Origin of the sequence: Paenarthrobacter sp. OM7 (assembly GCF_029873575.1) — a bacterium.
Taxonomy (GTDB): Bacteria; Actinomycetota; Actinomycetes; order Actinomycetales; family Micrococcaceae; genus Arthrobacter.
Genome location: NZ_CP123579.1, coordinates 3,216,176 through 3,242,785 on the forward strand (window position 1 = coordinate 3,216,176; position 26,610 = coordinate 3,242,785).

The 26,610-nt window shown below is 62.0% G+C and carries 32 protein-coding genes; 2 read left to right on the plus strand and 30 right to left on the minus strand.

Going from position 1 to position 26,610, the window contains the following annotated elements:
* The first annotated feature begins 28 nt into the window (after positions 1–28).
* Entirely contained in the window at positions 29–1,375 is a 1,347-nt protein-coding gene (locus tag QEH68_RS14825) for an ABC transporter substrate-binding protein (RefSeq protein WP_280623253.1), read from the plus strand.
* A 97-nt stretch (positions 1,376–1,472) separates the two neighbouring features.
* Here the strand turns inward: QEH68_RS14825 and map are convergent, their stop codons facing one another.
* From map to rpsJ, 28 genes are all read right to left on the minus strand, one after another.
* Positions 1,473–2,300 (minus strand): type I methionyl aminopeptidase, encoded by an 828-nt coding sequence (gene map, locus QEH68_RS14830; protein WP_280623254.1) that lies wholly within the window; start codon positions 2,298–2,300, stop codon positions 1,473–1,475.
* A 33-nt stretch (positions 2,301–2,333) separates the two neighbouring features.
* Positions 2,334–3,245 (minus strand): NAD-dependent epimerase/dehydratase family protein, encoded by a 912-nt coding sequence (locus tag QEH68_RS14835; protein ID WP_280623255.1) that lies wholly within the window; start codon positions 3,243–3,245, stop codon positions 2,334–2,336.
* Positions 3,242–4,987, minus strand: a complete 1,746-nt coding sequence (locus QEH68_RS14840) for a class I adenylate-forming enzyme family protein (RefSeq protein WP_280623256.1) — start codon at positions 4,985–4,987, stop codon at positions 3,242–3,244. Before QEH68_RS14840 ends, QEH68_RS14835 begins: the two co-directional genes overlap by 4 nt.
* A complete protein-coding gene (locus tag QEH68_RS14845) occupies positions 4,980–6,161 on the minus strand; it encodes a cytochrome P450 (protein WP_280623257.1) in 1,182 nt (393 codons plus the stop codon). The genes QEH68_RS14840 and QEH68_RS14845 overlap by 8 nt, the downstream gene beginning before the upstream one ends.
* Positions 6,161–6,964 (minus strand): glycosyltransferase family A protein, encoded by an 804-nt coding sequence (locus QEH68_RS14850; protein ID WP_207597613.1) that lies wholly within the window; start codon positions 6,962–6,964, stop codon positions 6,161–6,163. The genes QEH68_RS14845 and QEH68_RS14850 overlap by 1 nt, the downstream gene beginning before the upstream one ends.
* 5 nt (positions 6,965–6,969) lie before the next feature.
* Positions 6,970–8,013 carry a 3-oxoacyl-[acyl-carrier-protein] synthase III C-terminal domain-containing protein gene (locus QEH68_RS14855; protein WP_280623258.1) on the minus strand — a complete coding sequence of 348 codons (1,044 nt, stop codon included), beginning with the start codon at positions 8,011–8,013 and terminating at the stop codon, positions 6,970–6,972.
* Positions 8,014–8,125: 112 nt separating this feature from the next.
* Positions 8,126–8,695, minus strand: coding sequence for an adenylate kinase (locus QEH68_RS14860; RefSeq protein WP_172324492.1), 570 nt, complete (start codon positions 8,693–8,695; stop codon positions 8,126–8,128).
* Between the two features lie 5 nt (positions 8,696–8,700).
* Positions 8,701–10,011 (minus strand): preprotein translocase subunit SecY, encoded by a 1,311-nt coding sequence (gene secY / locus QEH68_RS14865; protein WP_207594234.1) that lies wholly within the window; start codon positions 10,009–10,011, stop codon positions 8,701–8,703.
* A 187-nt stretch (positions 10,012–10,198) separates the two neighbouring features.
* Positions 10,199–10,681 (minus strand): 50S ribosomal protein L15, encoded by a 483-nt coding sequence (gene rplO, locus QEH68_RS14870; RefSeq protein WP_207594235.1) that lies wholly within the window; start codon positions 10,679–10,681, stop codon positions 10,199–10,201.
* Positions 10,681–10,887, minus strand: a complete 207-nt coding sequence (gene rpmD / locus QEH68_RS14875) for a 50S ribosomal protein L30 (RefSeq protein WP_089595794.1) — start codon at positions 10,885–10,887, stop codon at positions 10,681–10,683. Before rpmD ends, rplO begins: the two co-directional genes overlap by 1 nt.
* Positions 10,888–10,889: 2 nt before the next feature.
* Positions 10,890–11,561, minus strand: coding sequence for a 30S ribosomal protein S5 (rpsE, locus tag QEH68_RS14880; protein WP_198318248.1), 672 nt, complete (start codon positions 11,559–11,561; stop codon positions 10,890–10,892).
* A 29-nt stretch (positions 11,562–11,590) separates the two neighbouring features.
* On the minus strand, positions 11,591–11,974 hold the full coding sequence (gene rplR / locus QEH68_RS14885) for a 50S ribosomal protein L18 (protein WP_089595796.1): 384 nt from the start codon (positions 11,972–11,974) through the stop codon (positions 11,591–11,593).
* Positions 11,975–11,977: 3 nt separating this feature from the next.
* Positions 11,978–12,514: a 50S ribosomal protein L6 gene (gene rplF, locus QEH68_RS14890; RefSeq protein WP_089595797.1), complete on the minus strand. Its 537-nt coding sequence runs from the start codon at positions 12,512–12,514 to the stop codon at positions 11,978–11,980.
* An 18-nt stretch (positions 12,515–12,532) separates the two neighbouring features.
* Complete coding sequence (rpsH, locus tag QEH68_RS14895) at positions 12,533–12,931, minus strand: 30S ribosomal protein S8 (protein ID WP_089595798.1); 399 nt, start codon at positions 12,929–12,931, stop codon at positions 12,533–12,535.
* Between the two features lie 78 nt (positions 12,932–13,009).
* Complete coding sequence (gene rplE, locus QEH68_RS14900) at positions 13,010–13,588, minus strand: 50S ribosomal protein L5 (RefSeq protein WP_207594237.1); 579 nt, start codon at positions 13,586–13,588, stop codon at positions 13,010–13,012.
* Complete coding sequence (gene rplX / locus QEH68_RS14905) at positions 13,588–13,947, minus strand: 50S ribosomal protein L24 (RefSeq protein ID WP_062073171.1); 360 nt, start codon at positions 13,945–13,947, stop codon at positions 13,588–13,590. Before rplX ends, rplE begins: the two co-directional genes overlap by 1 nt.
* Before the next feature lie 3 nt (positions 13,948–13,950).
* Positions 13,951–14,319 carry a 50S ribosomal protein L14 gene (rplN, locus tag QEH68_RS14910; protein ID WP_003803789.1) on the minus strand — a complete coding sequence of 123 codons (369 nt, stop codon included), beginning with the start codon at positions 14,317–14,319 and terminating at the stop codon, positions 13,951–13,953.
* A gap of 353 nt (positions 14,320–14,672) precedes the next feature.
* A complete protein-coding gene (rpsQ, locus tag QEH68_RS14915; protein WP_011775587.1) occupies positions 14,673–14,969 on the minus strand; it encodes a 30S ribosomal protein S17 in 297 nt (98 codons plus the stop codon).
* Positions 14,966–15,286 (minus strand): 50S ribosomal protein L29, encoded by a 321-nt coding sequence (rpmC, locus tag QEH68_RS14920; protein WP_014922387.1) that lies wholly within the window; start codon positions 15,284–15,286, stop codon positions 14,966–14,968. The genes rpsQ and rpmC overlap by 4 nt, the downstream gene beginning before the upstream one ends.
* 2 nt (positions 15,287–15,288) lie before the next feature.
* Positions 15,289–15,705, minus strand: coding sequence for a 50S ribosomal protein L16 (gene rplP, locus QEH68_RS14925; RefSeq protein WP_003803795.1), 417 nt, complete (start codon positions 15,703–15,705; stop codon positions 15,289–15,291).
* A complete protein-coding gene (gene rpsC, locus QEH68_RS14930) occupies positions 15,706–16,527 on the minus strand; it encodes a 30S ribosomal protein S3 (RefSeq protein WP_011775589.1) in 822 nt (273 codons plus the stop codon).
* Positions 16,528–16,893, minus strand: a complete 366-nt coding sequence (rplV, locus tag QEH68_RS14935) for a 50S ribosomal protein L22 (RefSeq protein ID WP_011775590.1) — start codon at positions 16,891–16,893, stop codon at positions 16,528–16,530.
* A 38-nt stretch (positions 16,894–16,931) separates the two neighbouring features.
* Positions 16,932–17,213, minus strand: a complete 282-nt coding sequence (gene rpsS, locus QEH68_RS14940; RefSeq protein WP_011775591.1) for a 30S ribosomal protein S19 — start codon at positions 17,211–17,213, stop codon at positions 16,932–16,934.
* A gap of 12 nt (positions 17,214–17,225) precedes the next feature.
* Positions 17,226–18,065 carry a 50S ribosomal protein L2 gene (rplB, locus tag QEH68_RS14945; protein ID WP_207594238.1) on the minus strand — a complete coding sequence of 280 codons (840 nt, stop codon included), beginning with the start codon at positions 18,063–18,065 and terminating at the stop codon, positions 17,226–17,228.
* A gap of 29 nt (positions 18,066–18,094) precedes the next feature.
* Positions 18,095–18,400, minus strand: coding sequence for a 50S ribosomal protein L23 (gene rplW / locus QEH68_RS14950; protein ID WP_011775593.1), 306 nt, complete (start codon positions 18,398–18,400; stop codon positions 18,095–18,097).
* Entirely contained in the window at positions 18,397–19,014 is a 618-nt protein-coding gene (gene rplD / locus QEH68_RS14955) for a 50S ribosomal protein L4 (RefSeq protein WP_018776684.1), read from the minus strand. Before rplD ends, rplW begins: the two co-directional genes overlap by 4 nt.
* A gap of 4 nt (positions 19,015–19,018) precedes the next feature.
* Positions 19,019–19,669, minus strand: coding sequence for a 50S ribosomal protein L3 (rplC, locus tag QEH68_RS14960; RefSeq protein ID WP_026539807.1), 651 nt, complete (start codon positions 19,667–19,669; stop codon positions 19,019–19,021).
* A gap of 17 nt (positions 19,670–19,686) precedes the next feature.
* Positions 19,687–19,995, minus strand: a complete 309-nt coding sequence (gene rpsJ / locus QEH68_RS14965; protein ID WP_003803825.1) for a 30S ribosomal protein S10 — start codon at positions 19,993–19,995, stop codon at positions 19,687–19,689.
* 394 nt (positions 19,996–20,389) lie between these two features.
* Here rpsJ and QEH68_RS14970 point away from each other — a divergent pair, with 394 nt between their 5' ends.
* Positions 20,390–21,823: a GH1 family beta-glucosidase gene (locus QEH68_RS14970; RefSeq protein WP_207594240.1), complete on the plus strand. Its 1,434-nt coding sequence runs from the start codon at positions 20,390–20,392 to the stop codon at positions 21,821–21,823.
* A 36-nt stretch (positions 21,824–21,859) separates the two neighbouring features.
* Here the strand turns inward: QEH68_RS14970 and QEH68_RS14975 are convergent, their stop codons facing one another.
* Positions 21,860–21,985: a hypothetical protein gene (locus QEH68_RS14975; protein ID WP_268825391.1), complete on the minus strand. Its 126-nt coding sequence runs from the start codon at positions 21,983–21,985 to the stop codon at positions 21,860–21,862.
* A gap of 28 nt (positions 21,986–22,013) precedes the next feature.
* Entirely contained in the window at positions 22,014–26,495 is a 4,482-nt protein-coding gene (locus QEH68_RS14980) for a hypothetical protein (protein WP_280623259.1), read from the minus strand.
* Between the last annotated feature and the right edge of the window lie 115 nt (positions 26,496–26,610).

The window sequence follows — 26,610 nt, forward strand, 5'->3', positions numbered from 1 at the left end:
CCTAGTGAAGTTATTGAGAGGAAGCACCATGCGTACCAACCTTGACCGCCGACATTTCCTGGGCCTGGCCGGACTGGGCGCCGGAGCCGCGGCACTGGCCGCCTGTGGCGGACCTTCGACGGCGGGCACGGCAGACGCCGTCGAGACCGCAGCGATCGATTTCAGCGGCGTGAAGCCGGCTGGCTCCATCGACTTCTGGACCAACCACCCAGGCAAGTCGCAGGACGTGGAGAAGGCGATCATTGAGAAGTTCCACGCCAAGTTTCCGGACATCAAAGTCAACCTCGTCACGGCCGGGGCCAACTACGAGGAGATCGCCCAGAAGTTCCAGACCTCGCAGGCAGCCAAGACGGGTCTCCCGGCGCTGGTTGTCCTCTCTGATGTGTGGTGGTTCCGCTACTTCTCCAATGGCAGCATCATCCCCATCGATGGACTGGTGAAGCAGCTGGACATCAAGATCGACGACTTCCAGAAGTCGCTGGTGGACGACTACAAGTACGACGACAAGCAGTGGGCGCTCCCCTACGGCCGGTCCACCCCGCTGTTCTACTACAACAAGGACCATTTCAAGGCGGCGGGCCTCCCTGATCGCGCACCGGCCACGTGGCAGGAATTCGCGGAGTGGGCCCCGAAGCTTAAGGCCACGTCCGGCGCACAGTATGCCTACATCTACCCGGCCCTTGCCGGCTACGCGGGCTGGACCTTGCAAAACAACCTGTGGGGCTGGGGCGGCAGCTGGTCCAAGGACTGGGACATCACGTGTGATTCCACCGAATCAGTCGCTGCATTGCAGTGGGCGCAGGATTCCATTTACAAGGACGGCTGGGCGGGCGTTTCGTCCAAGGAAGCCGCAGACGACTTCGCCGCGGGCATCACCTCGTCCACCATTTCCTCCACTGGTTCCTTGCTGGGCGTCCTGAAGGCAGCCAAGTTCAACGTTGGCGTCGGTTTCCTTCCGGGCGGGCCCGAAGTGCCCAGCGGGGTCTGCCCCACGGGCGGTGCCGGTCTCGGCATCCCGAGCGGCATCACCAAGGAGGAACAGCTTGCTGCGGCCACGTTCCTGAAGTTCATGACCGAACCGGAGAACACCGCCGCTTTCTCCGCTGCCACCGGGTACATGCCCACGCGTCTCTCGGCCGACATGTCCGCTGTCCTCGCCGAGACACCGCAAATCAAGACCGCCATGGACCAGCTCGCCGTGACCAAGGTCCAGGACAACGCACGCGTGTTCCTGCCGGGTGCGGACCAGGAGATGGCCAAGGCCGCTGCAAAGATCCTCACGCAGCAGGGCGACGTCCAGGCAACCATGACCGAGCTTAAGAAGACGCTCGAGGGCATTTACACCAAGGATGTGAAGCCGAAGCTGAAGGCTTGATTTCTCCTCCAGGCATGAAGAGAGCCGGGCTGCTTCAGCAGCCCGGCTCTTGTGCTCCGGGGCGTACGGCCCGGGTCTTACGGGATTGGTACAAGCCTTACGGGATCGGTACAGGCACGACGCCGAGCGGCGCCAACTGCTCGGCGCCTCCATCCGGGGCGGACAGGACCCAGATGCCCTTTTCGTGGACGGCGACAGAATGCTCCCACTGGCAGGAACGCTTGCCGTCGGTGGTGACAACGGTCCAGTCGTCGTCGAGGGTGGCGGTTTCGATGCCCCCGCGCACCAGCATGGGTTCGATGGCCAGGCACAGGCCTGGGCGGATCTTCGGTCCGCGGTGGCCGGTCCGGTAGTTCAGGACATCCGGGGCCATGTGCATTTCGGAGCCAATGCCGTGCCCTACGTAGTCTTCCAGGATGCCCAAGGGCTTGCCGTGGACGGAGGAGACGTAGTCATCGATCGCGTTGCCGATGTCTCCGACGAATTTTCCGTTGGCAAGGGCGGCGATGCCACGCCACATGGCAGCCTCAGTGACGTCGGAGAGCCGCTGGTCTTCGGGATCCGCCGTACCCACGATGACCGTCCGCGCAGAGTCTGAATGCCAGCCGTCCACGATGCAGCCGCCGTCGATGGAAATAATGTCACCCTCATTGAGGACCTTGGTCCCGGGGATGCCATGGACCACTTCTTCGTTGACGGAGGTGCAAATTGTGGCGGGGAAGCCGTGGTAGCCGAGGAAGTTGGACTTGGCACCTGCGTCGTTGAGGACCGCGGCAAAAACATCGTCCAGGTCTTTGGTGGTGACGCCCGGCTTGGCCGCCGCAACTGCAGCATCAAGTGCACGGCTCAGGACAAGCCCGGCTTCCTGCATCTTGCGCATCTGCTCGTTGGTCTTGTATTCAATGCGGGGCTGACCGAACGCCATGTTCTCCTCTGGAAAGTTTGCTGACGGAGCCGATCAGGCTCCGTGCTTGAACCATTTTCCCGCATCCGAGACTGTGGTCGAAATTGGCTCGATTCCCAGCTCGTGCCGGAGGCGTTCCAAGGAGTAGGTTCGCTCCCTCCCGAGTTGGCTCACCGCGTAACGTGTGAGCCGCGGATTCCGGCCGCTCGCCCGTGAAACCGCTTCCGAAATGCCGGCTAAAGCCATGGCCGCGGGCTCGGGAAGGTACCTGATGTCCACGCCGTGGAATCCAGAGGAGTCCAGCACCTGGCGCAGCACTCCACCCAATTCAACAGGCTCAGCGTCCCCCACGTTGACGGCGCCCCGGATTTCCGAGCGGCAGGCGGCAAGGGTTGCTTTCACCAGATTGTCCACGTGCGTCAATTGATGTTTCACCTGGGCATGTCCGACACTCAGCAAATGGCCTCGCCTGATGTTGCTGATCAGACGTGGCAGCAGCGTCCGGTCCCCCGGCCCGTAGACACCGTGCGGGCGCAGTGCCACGGCATTGCCATGGCGACGGGCTTCGACGTCGGCGAGCGCCTTGCTGCGTCCGTAGGCACTCAGGTGGCGTGTGGCTACCTCATCCTCGGCCCGGTTGACACATGATTCCCACCACGGGTACACGCTGGAACTGGAGATGTGGACCAGGCGGGTGCCGTCGAAGGCCTCGGCCACGGCACGGGTGCCCAGGACGTTGGCCCGGTGGAAGAGGGCAGACGGACCCCAATCGGCAACGTGTGCTGCCGCGTGCACCACAGCGTCAACGCCGGGAAGCCGCCCTGGGGGAAGCCCGGTCAGATCCCAGTAATTCAGGCCAGGTCCGTGCTGTCTCGCGAAGCGGACTACCTCCCATCCCTGGGCCTCCGCAGCTGCGGCTACGGCTCCCCCGATGAACCCAGTGGCGCCGGTGACTGCAATCTTCACCGTGTTCCCGCTGCGTCTGCGTGTGCCTCTGGCTGGGTGCGTGACGCGAACTCCTGCCGCAATGCTGCACGGTCAGGTTTCCGGTGCCGGCCACCGGACGGGATGGACTCCAGGACTTCAATGTGGTCCGGGAGCACGGATTCGTCGATGAGCCGTGGGAGGTCTCGGGCAAGCCGCGACTTCATCAGGGCTGCACTTTCGCCAGCCGCAGCGACGACGGCCAGCCACACTGCCTCGTCTCCGACGTCATCCGGAACGCCTACCATCACTGCTTGCCGGACCCCGGGGATCCCAGCAATGACCGGCTCGTAGAGTGCCGGGTAGATGTTGGTCTTCCCTCGGATGATCATGTCCTTCTTACGCCCGATCATCACCAGCCTGGGCGCCCCGGCGCTGCCGTGGTCCAGCCGGACGAGGTCCCCCGTCGCGTGCTCCACCATCGGGTCTTCGCCCAGGTAGCCGTGGCACACATTGGGACCCCGGACCAACAGTTCGTGGTCTTCAGCCACCCGGATTCCGACGGCGGGCAGCGGCTCCCCCAGGAAGTCACCTTCGCCTGTGCCGTCGGGGGCCGTTACTTCAGCCTCTGCACCTGACGCGAAGGCCAATTTTTCGTGTCCGTCGGCAATGGCGATTGGAAGCGCTTCGGTCATGCCATAGATCAGTTTGAACTCGATGCCCGGAAGCAGTTGCATGGCCCGTTTCAGAAATGGCGCCAGGATCGGCGCCGCCCCAAGCATGACTGTCCTCAGCGATGCCGGCAGCCTGACCGTTCCTTCCTCGATCGAGTCCAGGATGGGCGCCAACTGTGACGGCACAAGGAAAAGGTGGGTGGCGCCGTCGTACGCTGTTTTTTGGCCGGCCACAGGCCCAAGTTCGCCCGCAAGCCGGAGAGGATCGATGTGGGCGGAGAATCCGTACGCCGGCATGGTCCAGTGCGCACCGGCAATGAGCGCGGGCAGGCCCATCATGAGTTGCTCCGAGTGGACCCTGTCGCCTTCCCTGAAGGTGCAGCGCGTGGTGAGTTGTCCAAAGCCCGCGGCGAGCGATCCCCGGGTGTGGATCACGCCTTTGGGAGCACCGGTAGTCCCCGATGTGAAGATGATGACGGCTTCCTGCGAGGACGCGTTCACGGCGTCGCCGCCAATTTTGCCATCCCCCGTTGCCATCCGCGTCGACGCCAGGGCCCTCACCGGCGACGCGCCCCGTGGCACACCAGGCAACCACGGTCCCGCGTAGTAGTGGCGGACCTCCATGGCGCCATAGTTGGGGAGAAGCAGGCCCCGCCTCCGTGCAAGGGGACGGAAAGGGCTCTTGGCGCTCAACGCGTACAGGAGCGACTCCGAGGCTGCCCACTGCGGCGACGCGAGCCCTGCACGATCCCGAAAGAGGGAAGGACCGATTCCCGGGTCAATAAACACCACCGAGCCACCCGCCCGCACAGCGCCCAAGGCAAGGACAAACGCCGCAGGGCTGGGACGTACGGAGAACAACATGCGCTCCCCCAAGCCGAATCCGTCCTTCTGGAGGCTGAGCGCCGTCGCCTCGATCCCGTCCGCCAGCTCACGGTAGGTGATGGTCTGTCCGGGTTTCACTGCCTCCGCCCCACGCACGCCCCTGATGCGGCGTGCTTTGCCTGGGGCTGTGATCGCCGGGTGTTGCGGGAACCGTTCCGCTGCTGCATATACGGCGGCGATCAGGTCGGCAGTGCCCGCTGACTGCTCAACTGTCTCCTCAGACATTCGCCAGTTCCAGACTCTTGTATCCCGGAATGAGAACACCTCTGCTGACACGGCGGCTCCGGATGGTCCAGGGTTGCTGAAGATACCGGTCCAGCAGTACGTCCAAGGCTGCGTTGATCTCGGCCATGGCCAACGGCATGCCGATACAGAAGTGTGCTCCCGCGCCGAACCACAGCTGGCGCGCTTGCGGGGGTATGGCCTCTGCCGGGTCAAAGCCGCGGAGGCTCTTGGCAGCGTGGACGGTGGATAGCAGTATCCTGTCGCCGGCCCGGACCTCCGTCCCTCCAATGGCCCCGGGTGCCACTGCATCCCGGATCATCATGGGCGATGGCACTGTGAAGCGAAGGGCCTCATTGATCACGGCAGGAACGGTTGAGCGCTGGTTGGCCAGTTCCTCAACCCGTCCGCTGTCCGTAAGGAGCGCCACCAACCGCGGAAGGAATGAGACCAGCGTTTCGGTGCCCACCATGACGAAAGCACTGATGATGCCCATCGCTTCTTCCTCGCTCATGCCGAGTTCCCGGAGCCTCCCGGGAAATGTCCCGGGGTCACTCTCCCGGTAGGCCACCCTGGCCGGTCCTGCCAGGATTCCGACGGCGGAACGCCCCTTCGCGATTTGCCGCGCCGTCAGGGAGGGACGGCCCAAGCGGACAAGCGAGGAAATGGAAGAGCCCAGGTTGAAGAGTTCCTTGTTGGGTAGCCTGCCCGGCGCGTCGTCGGGCACTCCCAGCAACCGGGAGATCACTCCCCCTGCCAGGTCCTTCACGCATTCCACCACGTCCACCGAACGTCCCGCGTCCAGTTCCTTGGCGATTCGTGATTCAAAGGCGGATGCCGCCGGCTCCACTATCCCGGCTACCGATCGCGGCGTGAACAGATCACCCAGGCGTTGCCGCAATTTCTTGTGGTCTTCGCCATCCATGTTCACCAAGGCTTTGGGGCCCACCACGGGAGTCCAGAGGGCGCCTGAACCCGAGCGGCCATTCTTGACAAATCTCTGCTGGTCCATGAGGACCTCACGAACCAAGCCGGCTTCACTGACCAGCACCCCCAACCCTGGCAGCTTGACCACCGGACGGAGGCTGCCCAAACCTCGAATCATCGGATACAGCAGAGGGTGGGCGCCCAGGTGGATGCGTCGTTCCCATTGCTCAGCCGTGGCCACGTCCGCCATCACCGGATATCCACGTGCTCGGGACGGTACCGGTGGTCTGCGTACCACGCCAGCGTGTTCTTCAAGCCCCAGGCCTTGACGCGGCGTGAGGAGCCGAATACCACAACATCCCGCCGCAGGGCGTAGTTCCGGGTCAGCTTTCTGACCCGGTTGGACAGTGCCCTGTCCTCATGGAGGTCTTCGATGCTGGAGCGGGGGAATCCGCCGGACCGGTGGTACATATCTGCGGTGATGGCCATGTTGCAGCCCGGGAGCATTTGGTACGGCCCCAGGTACCCCTCGCCCTTATTGCCGGGACGGATACGGCCAAAGAATGAGGCCACCTCCACCGCGAGCAACATCATCCGCCGTTCACCGGCGCTGATTCCCTCATCAAGCCTCGGATTAAGCTGGCCAGCGATCAGTTCCAGCCCGTCATCGAAGGCGGCCATGATCCTGGCAGTCCAGTCCGGAGCTGCAAGGCAATCGGAATCGGTGCGGGCCAACCATACTGCGCCGTGCTCCACACCGAAGCGCATGCCCGTATCCGCCGCCGCCCCAGTACCCTTCTGCCCTTCGGTCAGGAGCCGGATGTCCATTCCGGGATGTTCCGCGGCGAACTCAGCCACGATGCCACGGCTGTTATCAGTGGAGCCGTTGTCCACCACAACAACCGTGAAATCCTTGTGCTCTTGGGCCGCCAGGGACAGCAGTGTCTGACGTACCAGTTTCTCCTCGTTCAGCATCGGAACAGCGATACACAGCGGCCTGGTGGGAGCGCTGCTTTCCAGCCCTGGGCTTGCAGGCTCCGGCCGTGCGTTCATGGCCGTCACAGCCGCACCACTGCCATGCCCAGGCTGACGCCGCCGGCCAATCCCACCAACGCGACGAGGTCACCTGGTCCACACCGTCCGCTGTCCATGGCGAGTTTCAGTTGCAGCGGCAGGCTGACTGACGCCAGGTTGCCGAAATCCTCCACGGAAGGGACCAGCAACTCACTGGGAACACCGGCACGCTCAGCGAAGATCGCCCGGTACGGAGCACTGACTTGATGAACACACACCACTGCGAAGTCCGTCCATGACAGGTCAAGCCGCTCGAGCGTCTGGTCAAGAATCTCAGAACCAAGATCCAGGAACGCGTCCTTCAGCTTTTCACCGTCCATGCTGAAATAGCTGGCTTCCGGATCGCGGGGAAACGCGGAACCTCCCGCCGAGAGCGTACCCACAGACCAGTGGCTGCTCCGCGCCGTGAAGGCCATGGACAGGATCCCGGCCGCCCCTTCGGGACCTGGCGGCTCCCGGTCTGCCGCCTCAAGCAAAACTGCGGCACCGCCGTCGCTCATGGTGTACCCGGGAAAACTGGACGCAAAAGTCTCAAAGTCCGGAACCTTCCAACGAACTGCCCTCGACGGCGATTCACCGGTGGCCACCAGCACGCGGGCATAGCGTCCCGTAGCGATCAGGGAGTCCCCCACTTCGACGCCGTTGAGGAAACTGTTGCAGGCGTTCTTGACGTCCATGACCGGACATGCGAGCCCCAACTTTGCCGCAACCATATGTCCGGTGGCCGGCTCCACCATGTCCTGGCTGGCCGAAGCAAAGATCAAGAGGTCTACTTCCGGAGCCTGCAGTCCACACTCAGCCATAACCTTGGCCGCAGCGTTGGCCGCCAGGTCCGACGCTTGTTCGGTTTCAGCCATGACACTGCGGGAACGGATTCCCGTGACGCGACCGATCAGGCCCTGAGGGACCCGGAACCCCGGACTGTGCTCAGCAATACGGCGCTCGACGGCGGCCGTGTCCAGCCGGGCGGGTGGCAGGTAGACCTCGAGCCCCGAAATCCGGCTGTGCCCAGATAAAGCAGTATGCATGCGGTTCCCCCAACAGTCTGCCGCGAAACGAAAAATGGGTGTGTCCCGCACCAATGGTACGGGACACACCCTTCGCTCCAGAGCCGCGCGAACCGGCTATGTGGAAAACAAGCTAGACGGCCTTGGCCGACTCAATCGCGGTGAGGACACGATCGGTAACTTCATCGATACCGCCAATGCCATCAACCTGCGTGAGGATTCCACGCTCGGCGTACTTGGCCACAACGGCTTCGGTTTGCTCGTGGTACAGATCAAGACGGTGACGGATCACGGTCTCGTTGTCATCGGAACGTCCGGTCTCTTTGGCACGGCCAAGGAGACGGGTCACCAGTTCTTCGTCATCGGCGGTCAGCTGGAGCACGACGTCGAGCTCCTGCTGGCCTTCGGCGAGGATCTGGTCCAGGTAATCAACCTGGGCCGTGGTACGCGGGTAGCCGTCCAGGAGGAAGCCGTTCTCCACGTCGCTCTGGCTCAAGCGGTCCCGAACCATGTCGTTCGTAACGCTGTCCGGAACGAAGTCGCCTGCGTCCATGTACTTCTTGGCTTCAATGCCCAAGGGTGTTTCGCCCTTGACGTTGGCACGGAAGATATCGCCAGTGGAAATGGCGACTACGCCGAGGCGCTCGGAAATCCGTTCAGCCTGCGTACCCTTGCCCGAACCGGGAGGTCCAATGATCAGCATTCTCGTCATCGCAAAAGCCCTTCGTAGTGACGTTGTTGTAGCTGCGCATCAATCTGCTTGACGGTTTCCAGGCCGACACCCACCATGATCAGGATTGAGGTGCCACCGAACGGGAAGTTCTGGTTGGCATTGATCAGGACGAGTGCAACCAGCGGAATCAACGCCACGAAGCCCAGGTAGAGGGCTCCAGGCAGGGTGATCCTGGAAAGCACGTACTGCAGGTAGTCCGCGGTCGGTTTACCCGCCCGGATGCCCGGAATGAACCCGCCGTACTTCTTCATGTTGTCCGACACTTCTTCAGGGTTGAAGGTGATGGCCACGTAGAAGTACGTAAAGAACACGATCATGGCGAAATAGAGCGCCATGTAGATGGGGTGGTCGCCACGGGTGAGGTTGTTGTTGATCCACTCAACCCACGGGGCCATCTGCTCCCCTGGCGCCGGCTGGTTGAACTGCGAAATCAGCCCGGGCAGGTAGAGCATGGAGGACGCGAAGATGACAGGCACAACGCCGGCCATGTTCACCTTGATGGGAATGTAGGTGCTGGTACCGCCCACTGTGCGGCGGCCGATCATGCGCTTCGCATACTGGACCGGAACACGGCGTTGGGACTGCTCCACGAAAACAACCAAGGCCACAGTCAGCAAACCGACAGCCAGCACGGTGAAGAAGGTGCCGGGACCCTTGCTCTCCCAGATGGCACCCAGCGAACCCGGGAAGCTTGCAGCGATGGAGGTGAAGATGAGCAGCGACATACCGTTGCCCACACCCTTCTCCGTCACCAGCTCGCCCATCCACATGATGAGGCCGGTACCGGCCGTCAACGTGATGATGATGAGGATGGTGGTCATGATGCTCTCATCGGGGATGATGGGCAGGTTGCAGCCCGGGAGCAGTTGACCGGACCGGGCCAGGGACACCAGAGTGGTGGCGTTCAGCAGGCCGAGAGCGATAGTGAGGTACCGGGTGTACTGGGTCAACTTTGACTGTCCCGAGGAACCCTCTTCGTAGAGCTGCTGGAACCGGGGAATGACCACCCGGAGCAGCTGCACGATGATGCTCGCCGTGATGTAGGGCATGATGCCCAAGGCAAAGACTGAGACCTGCAGCAACGCGCCGCCGCTGAACAAGTTAACCAGCTGGTAGATGCCCTGCGAGGTGTCACCGGTGTTCAAGCATTGCTGGACATTCTGGTAGTTCACACCAGGCGAGGGGATAAAAGCTCCCAAGCGGAAGATTGTGATGATTCCCAGCGTGAACAACAACTTGCGTCGCAAATCAGGCGTCCGAAACGCCCGGCCGAATGCGCTTAGCAAGCGTCCTCCTGAGTAGAAAGTACAAGGATGTGATCGGGCTCAATGAAACCCAACAACCGAGTCTAACTGCTTGTGACGCCGTCGTAATAATCGAGAGTCCTCAACCATGAAAAAAATCCCGGTACACAGGGCCGAAGCCCCGCGTACCGGGATCCTTTTTTACAACGGGCATCTGCCCCACTGGCTCTTAGAGAGCAGTGGTGCTTCCGCCTGCTGCAGCAATCTTTTCCGTAGCACTGGCGGAGAATGCGTGGGCCGTAACATCAACCTTGACGGTGATGTCGCCGGTGCCAAGCACCTTCACGGGCTGGTTCTTGCGAACGGCACCCTTCTCAACCAGGGACTCAACGGTGACAGCGCCACCTTCCGGGAACAGCTCGTTGAGCTTTTCCAGGTTGACAACCTGGAACTCAACCCGGAACGGGTTCTTGAAGCCGCGCAGCTTCGGCAGGCGCATGTGCAGCGGCAGCTGGCCGCCGGCAAAGCCAGCCTTTACCTGGTAGCGGGCCTTCGTACCCTTGGTACCGCGACCAGCGGTCTTACCCTTGGAGCCTTCACCACGACCAACACGGGTCTTGGCGGTCTTGGCACCCGGGGCGGGACGCAGGTGGTGGACCTTCAGAGCGTTCTGCTTCTCAGCAGTCTCTGCGGCGGTCTTGTTCTCTGCCATTACTTCGCCTCCTCTACATTCACGAGGTGCGGAACCGTGTTCAGCATTCCAACGGTCACGGCATCAGCGGAGCGGACAACAGTGTGTCCGATGCGCTTGAGGCCGAGGGACCGAAGGGTGGCGATCTGGTTCTGCTTGGCGCCAATGACGCCCTTGATCTGGGTGATTTCCAACTTGGCGTCGGAGGGAGTCAGGTTCTTAGCCATGACTAAACACCTGCCTTCTGGTTCTGGAGCGCGCGCACCAGAGCAGCAGGAGCAACCTCGTCCAGCGGCAGGCCACGGCGGGCAGCCACGGAAGCGGGCTCTTCGAGCTGCTTCAGAGCGGCAACGGTCGCGTGAACGATGTTGATCGCGTTGGAAGAACCGAGCGACTTGGAGAGGATGTCGTGGATGCCCACGCACTCCAATACCGCGCGGACCGGGCCACCGGCGATAACACCGGTACCGGCGGAAGCCGGACGCAGCAGGACTACGCCTGCAGCAGCCTCACCCTGCACACGGTGCGGGATGGTGCTGCCAACGCGGGGTACGCGGAAGAAGGACTTCTTGGCCTCTTCAACGCCCTTGGCGATAGCAGCGGGAACTTCCTTGGCCTTGCCGTAGCCGACGCCGACCATACCGTTGCCGTCACCGACGACGACGAGAGCGGTGAAGCTGAAGCGACGACCACCCTTGACGACCTTGGCAACGCGGTTGATGGTGACAACGCGCTCTACGAACTGGCTCTTCTCAGCCTCACGACCGCCGTCGCGGCCACCACGGCCACCACGGTCGCCGCGGCCCTGGCCACGGTCGCCGCGCTCGCCACGACGTCCGCCGCGGCGGTCATCGGCAGCGGGTGCGGTCTCAGTTGCTTCAGCAGCTACAGCTTCAGTCACCTGAATGTCCTTTTCGTTATTTTCAACGGTCACAGTGCCAGCCCACCTTCGCGAGCACCGTCAGCGACGGCGGCGATGCGGCCGTGGTACTTGTTACCGCCACGGTCGAAGACAACAGCCTCGACGCCTGCAGCCTTGGCGCGCTCTGCAACGAGCTCGCCGACGCGCTTGGCCTTTGCAGTCTTGTCTCCGTCGAATGCGCGAAGGTCAGCTTCCAGGGTGGAAGCGTAAGCCACGGTTACACCCTTGCTGTCATCGACAACCTGGACGAATACGTGACGTGCCGAACGGTTGACGACCAGACGAGGACGTACAGCCGTACCGGTGATGCGCTTGCGGATACGAAGCTGGCGACGGCTGCGTGCAGCAGACTTGCTCTTGTTCGTACGCTTCTTATTAATTGCGATGGCCATGGTTTACTTACCAGCCTTTCCGACCTTGCGGCGGATGACTTCGCCGGCGTAACGGACACCCTTGCCCTTGTAGGGGTCAGGCTTGCGCAGCTTGCGAATGTTGGCAGCAACCTCGCCGACCTGCTGCTTGTTGATACCCGAAACAGAGAGCTTGGTCGGACCCTCTACTACGAAGGTGATGCCTTCGGGTGCAGAGACGTTAACCGGGTGGCTGTAGCCCAGAGCGAACTCCAGGTCAGAACCCTTGGCCTGAACGCGGTAACCAGTACCAACGATTTCAAGCTTCTTCTCGTAGCCCTCGGTAACGCCCTGAATCATGTTGGCGATCAGGGTGCGGGTCAGGCCGTGCAGCGAACGCGAGTTGCGCTCGTCGTTCGGGCGGGTGACCGTCAGGGTGTTCTCTTCCTGGGTAACCTCGATCGGGCTGGCCACAGTGTGGCTCAGCTCGCCTTTGGCACCTTTGACGTTGATGACGGAGCCATCAAGCTTGACCTCAACTCCGGCAGGAACGGTGATGGGGAGACGTCCAATACGTGACATTATTCTCTTCCTTTCCCGTTACCAGACGTACGCGAGGACTTCGCCGCCCACGCCCTTCTTGCCGGCCTGCTTGTCAGTCAGGAGGCCGGAAGAGGTGGACAGGATTGCGACACCCAGGCCACCCAGCACGTGCGGCAGGTTGGTGGACTTCGCGTAAACGCGGAGACCCGGCTTGGAGATGCGGCGGACGCCAGCGATGGAACGCTCGCGGTTCGGACCGAACTTAAGGTCGATGGTCAGCTTCTTGCCAACCTCGGCGTCTTCTTCCTTCCAGCCGGCAATGTAGCCTTCTGCCTTCAGGATGTCAGCAACGCGTGCCTTCAGTTTGCTGTATGGCATGGACACGGTGTCGTGGTATGCCGAGTTTGCATTGCGCAGACGCGTGAGCATGTCTGCGACAGGATCTGTCATAGTCATTTGGGCTATAGCCCTTCCTCGTACCGGTTTCCGCTGCGCCGGCTCTCAAGAGCCTGCGAAGACGGACCTGTCACGTAGTTAGTTTTCGGTCTTGAACGGGAAACCAAGCGCCTTGAGCAGCGCGCGGCCTTCGTCATCGGTCTTGGCGGTGGTGACGACCGTGATGTCCATACCGCGAACGCGGTCGATGGAGTCCTGGTCGATCTCGTGGAACATAACCTGCTCGGTCAGACCGAAGGTGTAGTTGCCGTTGCCATCGAACTGCTTGCCGTTGAGGCCGCGGAAGTCACGGATACGCGGCAGAGCCAGCGAAACCAGACGATCCACGAATTCCCACATGCGGTCCCCACGCAGAGTTGCGTGTGCACCGATCGGCATGCCTTCGCGCAGCTTGAACTGTGCGATTGACTTGCGGGCCTTGGTTACCTGCGGCTTCTGGCCGGTGATCAGGGTGAGGTCGCGGACAGCGCCGTCGATCAGCTTGGAGTCCTTGGCGGCATCTCCAACACCCATGTTCACTACAACCTTGACCAGGCGGGGAACCTGGTTGACGTTCGCGTAGCTGAATTCCTCCTGCAGGGACTTCTTGATGGTCTCTGCATACTTGGTCTTCAGACGCGGAACGATCTTCACTGGAGTCTCGAGTGTCTCACTCATCAGATGTCCTTCCCGGTGGCCTTGGACACGCGGATACGGACGGTCTTGGTAGCGCCATCCTTCTCAACGGTGTCGAGACGGAAACCAACACGGGTCGGCTTCTTGGTCGACGGGTCAACCAGAGCAACGTTGGAAACGTGGATCGGGGCCTCAACGACCTCAATGCCACCGGTCTTGGTGCCGCGCTGCGACTGACCGACCTTGGTGTGCTTGGTGACGCGGTTGATTCCCTCTACCAGCACGCGGTTGGTGTCCGGGAATACGCGCAGAACCTTGCCCTGCTTGCCGCGGTCTCCGCCGCGTTCCTGCTTGGCGCCGGTGATGACCTGAACGAGGTCACCCTTCTTGATCTTAGCCATGGACTAAAGCACCTCCGGGGCCAGCGAAACGATCTTCATGAACTTCTTGTCGCGAAGTTCACGACCAACCGGGCCGAAGATACGGGTACCGCGGGGGTCACCGTCATTCTTCAGGATCACAGCTGCGTTTTCGTCAAACTTGATGTAGGAACCATCCGCACGGCGGCGTTCCTTCTTGGTACGAACGATGACAGCCTTGACGACGTCACCCTTCTTTACGTTGCCGCCAGGGATAGCGTCCTTGACGGTAGCGACGATCACGTCGCCAATGCCTGCGTAGCGACGACCAGATCCACCGAGAACGCGAATGGTAAGGATTTCCTTAGCACCCGTGTTGTCGGCGACCTTGAGTCGCGACTCCTGCTGAATCAATTTCTACTCCTTGCGTCGCGCCGGTTCTCAGACCGAAATCATGCATACGGAATGAGCCTTGCGGAACGGTTGATCGGGGTGTCTCTTGACCTGCCTGGATTTTGCCAGTACAGGCCTAAACGCCCGTGCCACAAGCATCAGCTTCCCTTGCAGAAAACTCTGCGCGGGGCAGTATGCAGCGGCACGATTGTTTACGAGGTAGTTGACGGCGCACAAGTGGCGCCATACAAACTCAATATCCTAGCACGTTTACGGCCTGAAGCCGAAACGGCCGGAGATGCGGAAAGGCCCGCGCTCCCTGGGGAACGCGGGCCTTTCCAGTGAATCACTGCCAGGCATGCCCGGCGTCGGATTTACTTGGCCTTTTCGAGGATCTCCACCAGACGCCACCGCTTGGTAGCGGACAGCGGGCGGGTCTCAGAGATGAGAACGAGGTCGCCGATGCCGGCGGTGTTCTCTTCGTCGTGAGCCTTGATCTTCGAGGTGCGGCGAATAACCTTGCCGTACAGAGCGTGCTTCACGCGGTCTTCAACCTGAACAACGATGGTCTTTTCCATCTTGTCAGAGACAACGTAGCCGCGACGCGTCTTACGGTAACCGCGCTGTTCAGCGCTGGCTGCTGCTTCCGTCACAGTTTCCTTCTCGCTCACTTGGCGTCCTCTCCAGCTTCAACCTCGGCCTTTTCAGCCTTGGCAGCCTTCTTGGACTTCTTTTCTTCCTTGGCTTCCACAACCGGTGCGGCAACCTCGGCACGAATGCCCAGCTCGCGCTCACGGAGAACGGTGTAGATGCGTGCGATGTCCTTCTTTACCGCACGCAGGCGACCGTGGTTCTCCAGCTGTCCGGTGGCGGACTGGAAACGCAGGTTGAACAGCTCTTCCTTGGACTTGCGGAGTTCTTCAACGAGACGCTCGTTGTCGAAACCGTCCAGCTGTGCGGGTGCGAGATCCTTCGACCCTACTGCCATTTCTATTCACCACCTTCGCGACGCACAATGCGTGCCTTCAACGGGAGCTTGTGGATTGCCAGGCGCAGGGCCTCGCGAGCTACCTCTTCATTGACACCGGAGAGTTCGAAGAGAACCCGGCCCGGCTTGACGTTTGCGACCCACCATTCCGGAGAACCCTTACCGGAACCCATACGGGTTTCAGCAGGCTTCTTCGTCAGCGGACGGTCCGGGTAGATGTTGATCCAGACCTTGCCGCCACGCTTGATGTGGCGGGTCATCGCAATACGAGCGGACTCGATCTGACGGTTGGTAACGTATGCCGGGCTCAGGGCCTGGATACCGTACTCACCGAAGCTGACCTTGGTGCCGCCCGTAGCAGCGCCGGAACGACCCGGGTGGTGCTGCTTACGGTGCTTTACTCGACGTGGGATAAGCATTTAAGCCTGTCCTCCTTCTGCTGCGGGAGCAGCAGCTTCAGCGGCCGGTGCTTCAACGGCAGCGGGTGCTGCCTCAGCTGCCGGACGGTCGTTACGACGACGGCGGTCGCCACCCGGGCGGCCCGGACGGTCTCCTGCACGGCCACGGGACGGAGCAGCAGCTGCCTGCTGAGCCAGTTCCTTGGCAGTTACGTCACCCTTGTAGATCCAAACCTTCACACCGATGCGGCCGAAGGTGGTCTTGGCTTCGTAGAAGCCGTAGTCGATGTTCGCGCGGAGGGTGTGCAGGGGCACACGGCCTTCGCGGTAGAACTCCGAGCGGGACATTTCTGCGCCACCCAGACGGCCCGAGCAAGCAACACGGATGCCCTTGGCACCCGCACGCTGTGCGGACTGCATTGCCTTCTTCATCGCACGGCGGAAAGCCACGCGGGAAGTCAGCTGCTCAGCGATGCCCTGGGCAACAAGCTGTGCTTCCATCTCGGGGTTCTTGACCTCGAGGATGTTCAGCTGAACCTGCTTGCCGGTGAGCTTCTCGAGCTCGCCGCGGATGCGGTCTGCTTCAGCGCCGCGGCGGCCGATGACGATACCCGGGCGTGCCGTGTGGATGTCCACGCGGACACGGTCACGGGTGCGCTCGATCTCGACCTTGGCGATGCCGGCGCGCTCCATGCCGGTGGACATGAGCTGACGGATCTTGATGTCCTCGCGGACGAAGTCCTTGTAGCGCTGTCCGGGCTTGGTGCTGTCAGCGAACCAGTGCGAAACGTGGTCGGTGGTGATGCCGAGTCGGAACCCGTGCGGGTTTACTTTCTGTCCCACTTAGCGAGCCTCCTCTTTCTCCGGGGTTGCGACAACCAGCGTGATGTGGCTGGTCCGCTTCCTAATGCGGTAGGCGCGGCCCTGGGCACGCGGCTGGAACCGCTTCATGGTCGGGCCTTCATCAACAAATGCTTCGGTGATGAAGAGGTCGCTGTCGTCGAATGCAACGCCGTCACGGTCCGCGAGGACACGTGCGTTGGCCATTGCCGACTGAAGTACCTTGAATACCGGCTCCGAAGCTGCCTGGGGGGCAAACTTCAGAATTGCCAGAGCCTCATTCGCTTGCTTACCACGAACAAGGTTGACGACGCGCCGGGCCTTCATAGGCGTTACGCGGATGTGACGCGCAATAGCCTTGGCTTCCATTGCTTTCCTTCTCTCGTCTAAGACGTAAAGTCAGGCGCCTAGCGGCGCTTGCCCTTACGGTCGTCCTTAACATGGCCGCGGAATGTCCGCGTGGGAGCGAATTCGCCGAGCTTGTGCCCGACCATCGACTCTGTGACAAACACCGGGATGTGCTTGCGTCCGTCGTGTACGGCGATCGTGTGCCCGAGCATGTCGGGGATGATCATCGAACGGCGGGACCAGGTCTTGATGACGTTCTTGGTGCCCTTATCGTTTTCCCGTGCGACCTTCACAAAGAGGTGCTGGTCAACGAAAGGACCTTTTTTCAGGCTGCGTGGCATGTGTCCAGGCTCCTATCGCTTGTTCTTGCCAGTACGGCGGCGACGAACAATAAGCTTGTCGCTCTCTTTGTTCGGACGGCGGGTACGGCCCTCGGGCTTGCCGTTCGGGTTAACCGGGTGACGTCCACCGGAAGTCTTACCTTCACCACCACCGTGCGGGTGGTCAACCGGGTTCATGGCTACACCACGGACGGTCGGGCGAACGCCCTTCCAGCGCATGCGGCCGGCCTTGCCCCAGTTGATGTTCGACTGCTCGGCGTTGCCCACCTCGCCGACGGTTGCGCGGCAGCGCACGTCAACGTTGCGGATTTCACCGGAGGGCAGACGCAGCTGGGCGAAACGGCCTTCCTTGGCAACGAGCTGTACCGAAGCACCTGCGGAACGAGCCATCTTGGCGCCGCCACCCGGACGCAGTTCAACTGCGTGGATTACGGTACCAACCGGGATGTTGCGCAGCGGCAGGTTGTTGCCCGGCTTGATGTCAGCGTCGGGACCAGCCTCGACGAAGTCACCCTGGGACAGCTTGTTCGGAGCGATGATGTAACGCTTGGTGCCATCAACGTAGTGCAGGAGTGCGATGCGAGCCGTGCGGTTCGGGTCGTACTCGATTTCGGCAACGCGGGCGTTGACGCCGTCCTTGTCGTGACGACGGAAGTCGATCAGACGGTACTGGCGCTTGTGCCCACCACCCTTGTGACGGGTGGTGATCTTACCGGAGTTGTTACGGCCGCCAGTCTTGTGCAGCGGACGCAGCAACGACTTTTCCGGAGTCGATCGCGTGATTTCAGCAAAGTCGGCTACGCTCGAGCCACGACGGCCCGGGGTAGTCGGCTTGTATTTACGGATTCCCATAATTTATTTCCTCGTTAAAGTGGTCTCCGCTACGCGAGCGGACCGCCGAAGATGTCGATTGTGCCTTCTTTGAGGGTGACAATTGCACGCTTGGTGCTCTTGCGCTGACCCCAGCCGAATTTGGTGCGCTTGCGCTTACCGGCACGGTTGATGGTGTTGATCGAGTCAACCTTGACCGAGAAGATCTTCTCGACGGCCAATTTGATCTCGGTCTTGTTCGAGCGAGGGTCCACCAGGAAGGTGTACTTGCCTTCGTCGATCAGACCGTAGCTCTTTTCCGAAACGACGGGTGCAAGCACGACGTCGCGCGGGTCCTTGATGGTGGTTACGCTCACTTGGAGGCCTCCTCGTTCTTTGCCTTGTCAGCGACGAACGCCTCGAAAGCAGCCTTGGTGAAGACCACGTCGTCGGAGATAAGCACGTCGTAGGTGTTCAGCTGGTCTGCGTACAGAACGTGAACATCCTGGAGGTTGCGCACGGAAAGTGCAGCAACATCGTTGGCGCGCTCGATTACGACGAGCAGGTTCTTGCGCTCAGTGACGGAGCGCAGCGAAGCCAGTGCGTCCTTGGCGGACGGCTTGGTGCCGGCTACCAGTTCAGCGATGACGTGGATGCGGCCGTTGCGGGCGCGGTCAGACAGGGCGCCGCGGAGTGCAGCAGCCTTCATCTTCTTGGGGGTGCGCTGGCTGTAGTCACGAGGGGTCGGACCGTGGACAACGCCACCGCCGGTCATGTGAGGAGCACGGATTGAACCCTGACGGGCGCGGCCGGTGCCCTTCTGCTTGAACGGCTTGCGACCTGCACCGGAAACCTCGGCGCGGGTCTTCGTCTTGTGGGTACCCTGGCGTGCAGCAGCGAGCTGTGCGACGACGACCTGGTGCAGCAGCGGCACGTTGGTCTGGACGTCGAAGATCTCTGCAGGCAGGTCTACCTTGACAGTGCTAGTCATTGAACTAGGCTCCCTTCACGGCGGTGCGTACGAGTACGACCTGGCCGCGGGCGCCGGGGACGGCACCCTTGATAAGGAGCAGCGACTTCTCAACGTCAACAGCGTGAACCGTGAGGTTCAGCGTGGTGTGACGTTCGGCGCCCATGCGGCCGGCCATTTTCAGGCCCTTGAAGACGCGGCTCGGGGTGGATGCGCCACCGATGGAGCCAGGCTTACGGTGGTTCTTGTGGGCACCGTGGGAAGCGCCAACGCCGTGGAAGCCGTGACGCTTCATAACACCGGCGAAGCCCTTACCCTTTGAGGTGCCGACGACGTCGATCTTCTGGCCGGCTTCGAAGATCTCAACAGAGAGCTCCTGGCCCAGCTCGTAGGATGCGGCGTCTGCGGTACGCAGTTCGACGACATGGCGGCGAGGGGTGACGCCAGCCTTTTCAAAGTGACCAGCCAGCGGCTTGGTGACCTTGCGGGGATCGATCTGGCCGTAGCCGATCTGTACGGCGACGTAGCCATCTACCTCTGCGTTGCGCAGCTGGGTGATGACGTTGGAGTCAGCCTGGACAACAGTTACCGGGATGAGCTTGTTGTTCTCGTCCCAGACCTGGGTCATGCCGAGCTTCGTGCCCAGCAGGCCCTTTACGTTACGGGTTGCGGTCATAGTCTCTCAGCACCTCCCTAGAGCTTGATTTCGATGTTCACGTCTGCAGGCAGATCGAGACGCATAAGCGAGTCGACGGCCTTCGGCGTGGGGTCGATGATGTCGATCAGACGCTTGTGAGTACGCATTTCGAAGTGCTCACGGCTGTCCTTGTACTTGTGAGGAGAGCGAATTACGCAGTAAACGTTCTTCTCCGTGGGCAGCGGCACCGGGCCGACTACCGTTGCGCCTGCGCGCGTGACCGTCTCAACGATCTTCCGCGCTGAAACATCAATGACCTCGTGGTCATATGACTTCAGCCGGATGCGGATTTTTTGTCCCGCCATGTCGCCTGACTCTCTTTCAGCTAGTGCTGCTCTAGTTAGGGCTGCTCTGTTTACTTACCTGTTGATGTGGCCGCCGAAGCGTTTGAGGATTTACCACCACACGCCGCACAAGCTGAATCCGGATATTCCGGGTTCCTCAACCTGCCGGCGCACCGACCCCCGCGGTCGGGCGTGTCGCGATTTCCACGCAGACTCGACCGCATTCCATGGGGTTCAGGGTTATGTTTGGTCTTCCACTTGGACCCTGACACCCGGCATTATCCGGATCGGGACACGAAGAAGCGCTTGAACAACTCATCCAGTATGGCGGAAATATGAGGCAAAGGCCAATCGACGGTATAAGGGCCCCTGCAGGACCATTGCCCGGGCGCCTGCACCTGAGGAAGATGGGTGCATGACCGTCCAGGATTCAGGCTCAGTGGAAGATCTTGCCGCGCGCCTGCGTCCGGGTTTCACCCTGGGGGTGGCGTCTGCGGCTTTCCAGATTGAAGGATCACTGACCGCTGATGGCCGTGGTCCGTCGGGCTGGGATGCCTTCGCGGAAAAGCCAGGAGCAATAGTCGACGGCGACTCCCCCACTGTAGCGTGCGACCATTACAACCGCGCCGATGAAGACATCGCGTTGATGCAGGAGCTTGGCGTGGACTCCTACCGCTTCTCGCTGTCCTGGCCGCGGATCCAACCCGGCGGCAAGGGCTCCATCAATCAACGCGGTCTGGACTTCTATGATCGCCTCATCGACAAACTCCTGGCCGCAGGCATCTCCCCCATGGCTACCCTGTTCCACTGGGATACCCCATTGGAACTGGAGCATGCAGGCGGGTGGATGAACCGCGACACTGCCGAGCGCTTTGCTGTCTATTGCGCCGCCGCTGCAGACCGCTTCGGTGACCGTGTTGATCACTGGGTCACCATGAACGAACCCGTGTCAGTCACCGTGCAGGGGTACTCCTTGGGAGTGCACGCCCCGGGCCGGCAACTGCTTTTCGATTCCCTGCCTGCCGCACATCATCAATTACTGGGACACGGAATGGCCGTCCGGGCCCTGCGGAACGCCGGCGTCAAAGGGCAGATCGGGGTGTCCAACATGCACTGCCCCGTCGAGTCTGCCAGCAACAGTCTGGGCGACCGGCTGATGACGCAGGCGCTGGACCTGATCCTCAACCGCATCTATGCCGATGCGATACTGCTAGGCCAATACCCCAAGCCACCCTGGCCCATGAAGCCGTGGTTCCGCTCACTCGGCACCATCCACGACGGCGATCTTGAACTGATCAGCCAACCTTTGGACTTCTACGGGCTCAACTACTACTACCCCGTGAAGGTGGCAGCAGGACCCGGGCCTGCGGAGATCCCCACCGGAAAGTCACCGGAGATGAGCGAAGTTCCCTTCCACCTGGCCGCCTACCAGGAGTATGAAACCACAGGGTTCGGCTGGCCCGTTGCACCGGAGTACCTGGCGCTGCTGCTGCGTCAAATGAAGGACCGGTACGGGGACGCTCTTCCCCCGGTGTACATCACCGAAGGCGGGGCAAGTTTTCCGGAGCCGCCCCACGTTGACGGCCCCGTTCAGGACACCAACCGCATTTCCTACCTGGCTGAGCACCTCGGCCACGCCCTGACAGCGACAGGTCCGGGCGGTATTGCCGAGGATGTGGATCTGCGCGGCTACTACGTCTGGACGCTGCTGGACAATTTCGAATGGGCGGCTGGCTACTCACAGCGTTTCGGATTGGTCCATGTGGACTTCCACACCCAGGAACGGACTCCCAAGGAGTCCTATTACTGGTTGCGTGCACTGGAGCGGGCCCGCTCCCAAGAACCGTAGGCCGCCTGACTAGCCCAGTCCTGCTAAAACGACGGGTTACTTGTTCTTGTTGGCACGCCTGATGCGCTTTGCGCGTTCAATCTCGCTCCGGAAGTTCTTGCGGCCCCACAGCACGCCCCCACCGATGGCGGCAATGACTGCCAGGAAAATCAGGAATTCCATACTGCGCTCCTCTTCGTAGACTGCCAGATTATCGGATTCCGTCCCTGTCCTGTCCCCACGGGGCATTACCGGGCGAAGCATTGCCCGGGTAGACACCGTCGGGGTGAGCACTGTCGGGTGAAGCATCGCCCCGGTTGAAGCCGTCGGTACTGGCGGCGCCCGGCGCAGAGTTCTGCGGCGGAACATCACCGGGCGCAAAGTTCTGCGGCGGAACACCACCCGGCGCAAAGTTCTGCGGCGGAACACCACCGGGTGCAAAGTTCTGCGGCGGAACACCACCGGGCGGCTGCGGCTTCCGGTTCAGGCGCCACACTGCCAGGACAATCAACGCCAGGGCAACCAGCGCCAGCATGGCGAACGCGTACGAGCGCAACGCCCACATGACACTGAGGGCAACGCCCACGGCGCCCCACCACACCATGGCCCGTTCGGCCAGCAGCAACCCGGCGACCAGAAGCACCGCGTGGCCCACCAGCACATACAACTGCTGCGGGGCCGTTCCACCAAAGATGGTCCCCAAAGAGGTCAAAGACAGGGCGCCCGCGGCAACGGCGAGCCGAAGCAGACCTTCGCTCCGCTGCTTTCTCATGTAGCGCAGCCATGCTAAAACAGCCCCGGCCAGGACGTACCACTGCACGGTCCAGAACCAGTCCGGCCCAGTGTCGCCCACGAACAGCACCGCACGCTGGAGGGCGGCTAAAGACGCCAGCGCCGCAATTTCTCCAGCAAGCCACTTGCCGTACGGTATCTCAACAACTGCCAGCGCACCGGTCGCGACCACCAGGAAAAAACCGACCCATGATGTCTCATCGCGGATCAAACCAATGGCGGCCGACGACGCGAGCGCCACGGCTGCTGTTCCCGTCAGGGCGTTTCGCCTGAGCGGTTCCCCGCTGATTGCTGCTCCTCCGAGCCGCTTCACCGCGTAAAGAAGCACTGCTGTTCCAACACCACCCACCAGCCATGGTGCGTAGTCGCTCCATACTCCCGGCGCCATGTCCCTCAGCAAACCTTCGACGGCGGGAACGGCACCAACCAGCATGGACGGCGCGGCGCCGAGGTAGAGGGCGGGCAAGTGCTCAACGTGCGAGGCAGCGAACAGCACGGACGCAAGGACCAGCACTGCCAGCCCAGCCAGGGCGTAGGACACGGCAAGGGTCAACAGACCACCGGTGACGACGAACGCCATTGCAGCAATGAACCAGAACCAGCGCTCCGCAACGTGGCCGGCGGCACCTTGTCCGGGACGGACCGTGGCACGCACAACCCGGACAACGACGAGCACGGCTGCGAGCCCCAGGAGCACCACCGGTACCTGGGCCCTGTCCAGCAGTGGCTGGTACAACCAGGTGCCCGACGGGAACGTCAAGGACGGACCGGAAGCAATCACGCCCCCGACCACGGCAGGGATACCGAAGTATTGGATTCCCTGGATTCCCAGAAGACGCCAAGCGATCACAGCGGATGCCGCGCAGAGTCCCAACTCGATAAGGACCACCCAACGGCCGCCGCCGTTGTAGGTCCCTGCCAGCAGGTAAGCCGCGGGCAGAAGGAGCTGGGCAGCCAGAGTACCCCACACCATGGCCTGCTGGAAGGCGATGTCCACCCCACGGCTTCTCTGGATCCAGGTCACGGCATGCTGCAGCACGAGGACCACAGCCAAGGTCATGGAGACGGTGGTGATCGACCCGGAAAGATCCCCCACCAGCACGCCAATGAAGGCCAAAGACAAAACACGGAGTCCCAGCATGTAGCCGCCCCGTACTAAACGGCCCTTTGCCGCTGCCACCATGAAGCCGCTGTAGGCCGCGAAGAGTCCCAGCAGGATCTCAACATCCCGCACACTTCCGAGCCGTAGAGCCAGAAGCAACACCAATGCCGCCGGCGCGAAAAGCCAAGCTGCCGAATGCCTGCGCAGGACTACGCCGCAGAGAATTGCCGCAAGTGCCGTCGCGATTGCTGCAACCCCAGGCTGCCAGCCTCCGCGCAGGAATTGCTCCCCTGAGGCCATGGAAACCGTCAGGACGGTGGCGGCTCCCGCCATCACGGTCACCACCGCTCCGGCGTCGACCACGGATGCACGGGGGAAGCGCCTGCGGCTGCTTTGCTGCAAGGGAAGGACCAGCTGCAGGGCCCCCGCTGCAACTACGACCAACGCCACCGTGGGTAGCTCGCCAGCCACGCTGTAGCTGAAGCCATGCCGTATCGCGTCAAAGTAGGCAGAACCGGCCAGGACGGTACCTGCAGCCCGAGCAAGCCACCAATAGGACTGGCGGTGGGAGGAAACAGGCATTCGCATGGCGGTCGCGGCGAAGTAGGCAACCGCTACCAGGAGGACCACGTTGCCCAGCGCCAGCGACACCGTGGCCGATGCCACCACGCCTGCAACGATGGCCGTAGCCGGGGCCAGGACCTCGCCCAGGGTAGGACGCCAGGACCCGACGCCGGCCTTGCTTTGCCGGGTGGGCGGGAACATCAAAGCACCCGAGGCTGCACCTGCGAACAACACCAACAGCACCGCGGTCCCTACGAGTTGATGACCCGCAGCTCGGTCCACGGACGGCAGGACGAGCAAGCCCGCTACTGCGAGTCCACCGAATCCAGCAAGGGTTGCCTGCGGAACAAAAAGGTGGACTCCAGCACATTCAAGCCAGGCGCTGACCAGTTGCTGCACTCCAGCCGCAGCCACAAGTGCTACCAAGGAAAGGGCAATCCTGTCCGGGCTTTCGGCAAAAACGCCGGCAGCTGCGGTAGGCGCTGCCACCGTCACGGCAATTCGTGCTGCAAGCACCAATGGCTGACGGAAGGATGCCGGATGAGCAGCCGCCCGCACTGACCAGTACAGTGCGGCAGACGCCAGGAGGGCCGACACCGGCCATGCGCCCAACAGACCCATGAACGGCAGGGACACCGCGAGGACGACGCCGGGCGCGAACTCGGTGCCGTGGCCCAACTTCCAGCCCACCACCATGGCGGTCACCATGGTCACGCTGAGTGGAACATAGGCGGGCAAGTCGTAAGCCCCGAGGGCCAAGACCACTGTCAGGATGGCTGCTGTCGCCAATTGAAGGCCCAGGCAGGACAAGGCGTCGTACCACCAGTGCCGCAGCTTCAGCCCCTTACCCCCGAGCGCAACTCCCAGGGACTGGACTCCACAGCAAATGACTGCCGCAAGCATCACTGCGCTGACGTCCGAGGTGGCGTCCCACACCACTCCCAGCAACGCCAACGTCAGCGTTGCGCGCGCTCCGTAGGCGTGCTGCAGTCTGTACCGGGCCTGTGGAATGAAGGCCATTACGGCGAAGTACATGCCGCACATCAGCATGACCAGCGGGTACTCACCCTTGGCCAGGAGGTGAGGTGTGACCGTGACCGCAAGCGCCACCAAGGGCACTACATAGGGATGGAGCACCATCAGCGGACGGACATAAAGCGGTGGCAACCACCGCGGACGAATCAGCGCACCCAGGGTCAGGACAATGGCGACTCCGATCAGCGCAGTGAAGTACCAGACCAAAGCGCCGCCCAGCACGGAAACTCCGGACCACGCGGTAGAGACAAGGAAGCTCAGGGAAAGGAAGGCCAGGACCTTGTTGTCCAGGCGAACCGCGGTATACGCATAAACAGCTGTTCCCAGCAGTGAGGTGACCAGCCACGCGGCCGGACCGTTGGGCAGCACAAAGTTGTACATGGCAAGGCCCGTCACGGGAATGAGCGCCAAACCCGTGCCGACGAAGGCAACTGCGGCTGGACGCAACCGCGGCATTTTGGCATGGATGACCAAACCGGCAACGTAGAACAGGGTGGTGATGAAGCAGATACCTGCAAAGCGGAAGAGTGCAGGAAGGCTTGTCCCCACAAAGAGGGCACCCGCGGCGACCAAGAGAAGACTGGCTACGTAGAGCGTGACGTTGATGTTCTGTTGGTCGCGTTTGGCCTTACGGGCCGCGGCCGCCTCGGGAGTTTCCCGATGTATCGCTACCTGCTGGCCCGCTGCCCACTGGGGCTGTGTGGCCATGACGGGACGCTGCGGGACTGCGGGAGGTTGAACGCCCGACGGCGGCTTGGGGGCCTGCGCTGGGAAGGGCGCCGCCACGTGCGTCGGTGGATGCACTGAGTGCGCGGGGGCCTGCGCTGGGAAGGGCGCCGCCACGTGCGTCGGTGGATGCACTGAGTGCGCGGGGGCCTGCGCTGGGAAGGGCGCTGCCACGTGCGTCGGTGGATGCAGTGGTGCTGATGCAGGCGTCACGGCGGGCCCGGCCCCGTAGGTTATCGGAGCCGAAGCGGCTGGTTGAGGGGGCGTCGACACCTCTGCAGCGTGGATCTTGGCCTCGGCGTCGCGCCAGCCGGCCATGTGGCCTGCCAGATAGCCTGCCTGGTAGGCGCGGTGCTCAGCGATGCCTGTGGCGGCAGCGGTCCCCGCGGCATCTTTTCGGCCCCGGCCTCGACCGATGGCACTGCTCACCGCCGCTGTCACAGCAAGGAGTATCAGTACTAGCAGGACTTCCATGGCTACTCCTTGATGTCACGGGAATCTGGCATTTCGCCGGCGTTTATTCCAATCGATAGAGTAACTGTACCAAAAAGAACCCCACCGCCGAAACGGTGGGGTCCTTTTTGAATGA

Excerpts from the sequence above, each read along its gene's own strand:
- QEH68_RS14825 (WP_280623253.1), top strand. The coding sequence starts at position 29 with ATGCGTACCAACCTTGACCGCCGACATTTCCTGGGCCTGGCCGGACTG.
- map (WP_280623254.1), bottom strand. The coding sequence starts at position 2,300 with ATGGCGTTCGGTCAGCCCCGCATTGAATACAAGACCAACGAGCAGATG.
- QEH68_RS14840 (WP_280623256.1), bottom strand. The coding sequence starts at position 4,987 with ATGTCTGAGGAGACAGTTGAGCAGTCAGCGGGCACTGCCGACCTGATC.
- QEH68_RS14845 (WP_280623257.1), bottom strand. The coding sequence starts at position 6,161 with ATGGCGGACGTGGCCACGGCTGAGCAATGGGAACGACGCATCCACCTG.
- QEH68_RS14850 (WP_207597613.1), bottom strand. The coding sequence starts at position 6,964 with ATGAACGCACGGCCGGAGCCTGCAAGCCCAGGGCTGGAAAGCAGCGCT.
- QEH68_RS14855 (WP_280623258.1), bottom strand. The coding sequence starts at position 8,013 with ATGCATACTGCTTTATCTGGGCACAGCCGGATTTCGGGGCTCGAGGTC.
- QEH68_RS14860 (WP_172324492.1), bottom strand. The coding sequence starts at position 8,695 with ATGCTGATCATTGGACCTCCCGGTTCGGGCAAGGGTACGCAGGCTGAA.
- rplO (WP_207594235.1), bottom strand. The coding sequence starts at position 10,681 with ATGGCAGAGAACAAGACCGCCGCAGAGACTGCTGAGAAGCAGAACGCT.
- rpmD (WP_089595794.1), bottom strand. The coding sequence starts at position 10,887 with ATGGCTAAGAACCTGACTCCCTCCGACGCCAAGTTGGAAATCACCCAG.
- rplR (WP_089595796.1), bottom strand. The coding sequence starts at position 11,974 with ATGGCCATCGCAATTAATAAGAAGCGTACGAACAAGAGCAAGTCTGCT.
- rplF (WP_089595797.1), bottom strand. The coding sequence starts at position 12,514 with ATGTCACGTATTGGACGTCTCCCCATCACCGTTCCTGCCGGAGTTGAG.
- rpsH (WP_089595798.1), bottom strand. The coding sequence starts at position 12,931 with ATGACTATGACAGATCCTGTCGCAGACATGCTCACGCGTCTGCGCAAT.
- rplE (WP_207594237.1), bottom strand. The coding sequence starts at position 13,588 with ATGAGTGAGACACTCGAGACTCCAGTGAAGATCGTTCCGCGTCTGAAG.
- rplX (WP_062073171.1), bottom strand. The coding sequence starts at position 13,947 with ATGGCTAAGATCAAGAAGGGTGACCTCGTTCAGGTCATCACCGGCGCC.
- rpmC (WP_014922387.1), bottom strand. The coding sequence starts at position 15,286 with ATGGCAGTAGGGTCGAAGGATCTCGCACCCGCACAGCTGGACGGTTTC.
- rplP (WP_003803795.1), bottom strand. The coding sequence starts at position 15,705 with ATGCTTATCCCACGTCGAGTAAAGCACCGTAAGCAGCACCACCCGGGT.
- rplV (WP_011775590.1), bottom strand. The coding sequence starts at position 16,893 with ATGGAAGCCAAGGCTATTGCGCGTCACATCCGCGTAACGCCTATGAAG.
- rpsS (WP_011775591.1), bottom strand. The coding sequence starts at position 17,213 with ATGCCACGCAGCCTGAAAAAAGGTCCTTTCGTTGACCAGCACCTCTTT.
- rplB (WP_207594238.1), bottom strand. The coding sequence starts at position 18,065 with ATGGGAATCCGTAAATACAAGCCGACTACCCCGGGCCGTCGTGGCTCG.
- rplD (WP_018776684.1), bottom strand. The coding sequence starts at position 19,014 with ATGACTAGCACTGTCAAGGTAGACCTGCCTGCAGAGATCTTCGACGTC.
- rplC (WP_026539807.1), bottom strand. The coding sequence starts at position 19,669 with ATGACCGCAACCCGTAACGTAAAGGGCCTGCTGGGCACGAAGCTCGGC.
- rpsJ (WP_003803825.1), bottom strand. The coding sequence starts at position 19,995 with ATGGCGGGACAAAAAATCCGCATCCGGCTGAAGTCATATGACCACGAG.
- QEH68_RS14970 (WP_207594240.1), top strand. The coding sequence starts at position 20,390 with ATGACCGTCCAGGATTCAGGCTCAGTGGAAGATCTTGCCGCGCGCCTG.
- QEH68_RS14975 (WP_268825391.1), bottom strand. The coding sequence starts at position 21,985 with ATGGAATTCCTGATTTTCCTGGCAGTCATTGCCGCCATCGGTGGGGGC.
- QEH68_RS14980 (WP_280623259.1), bottom strand. The coding sequence starts at position 26,495 with ATGGAAGTCCTGCTAGTACTGATACTCCTTGCTGTGACAGCGGCGGTG.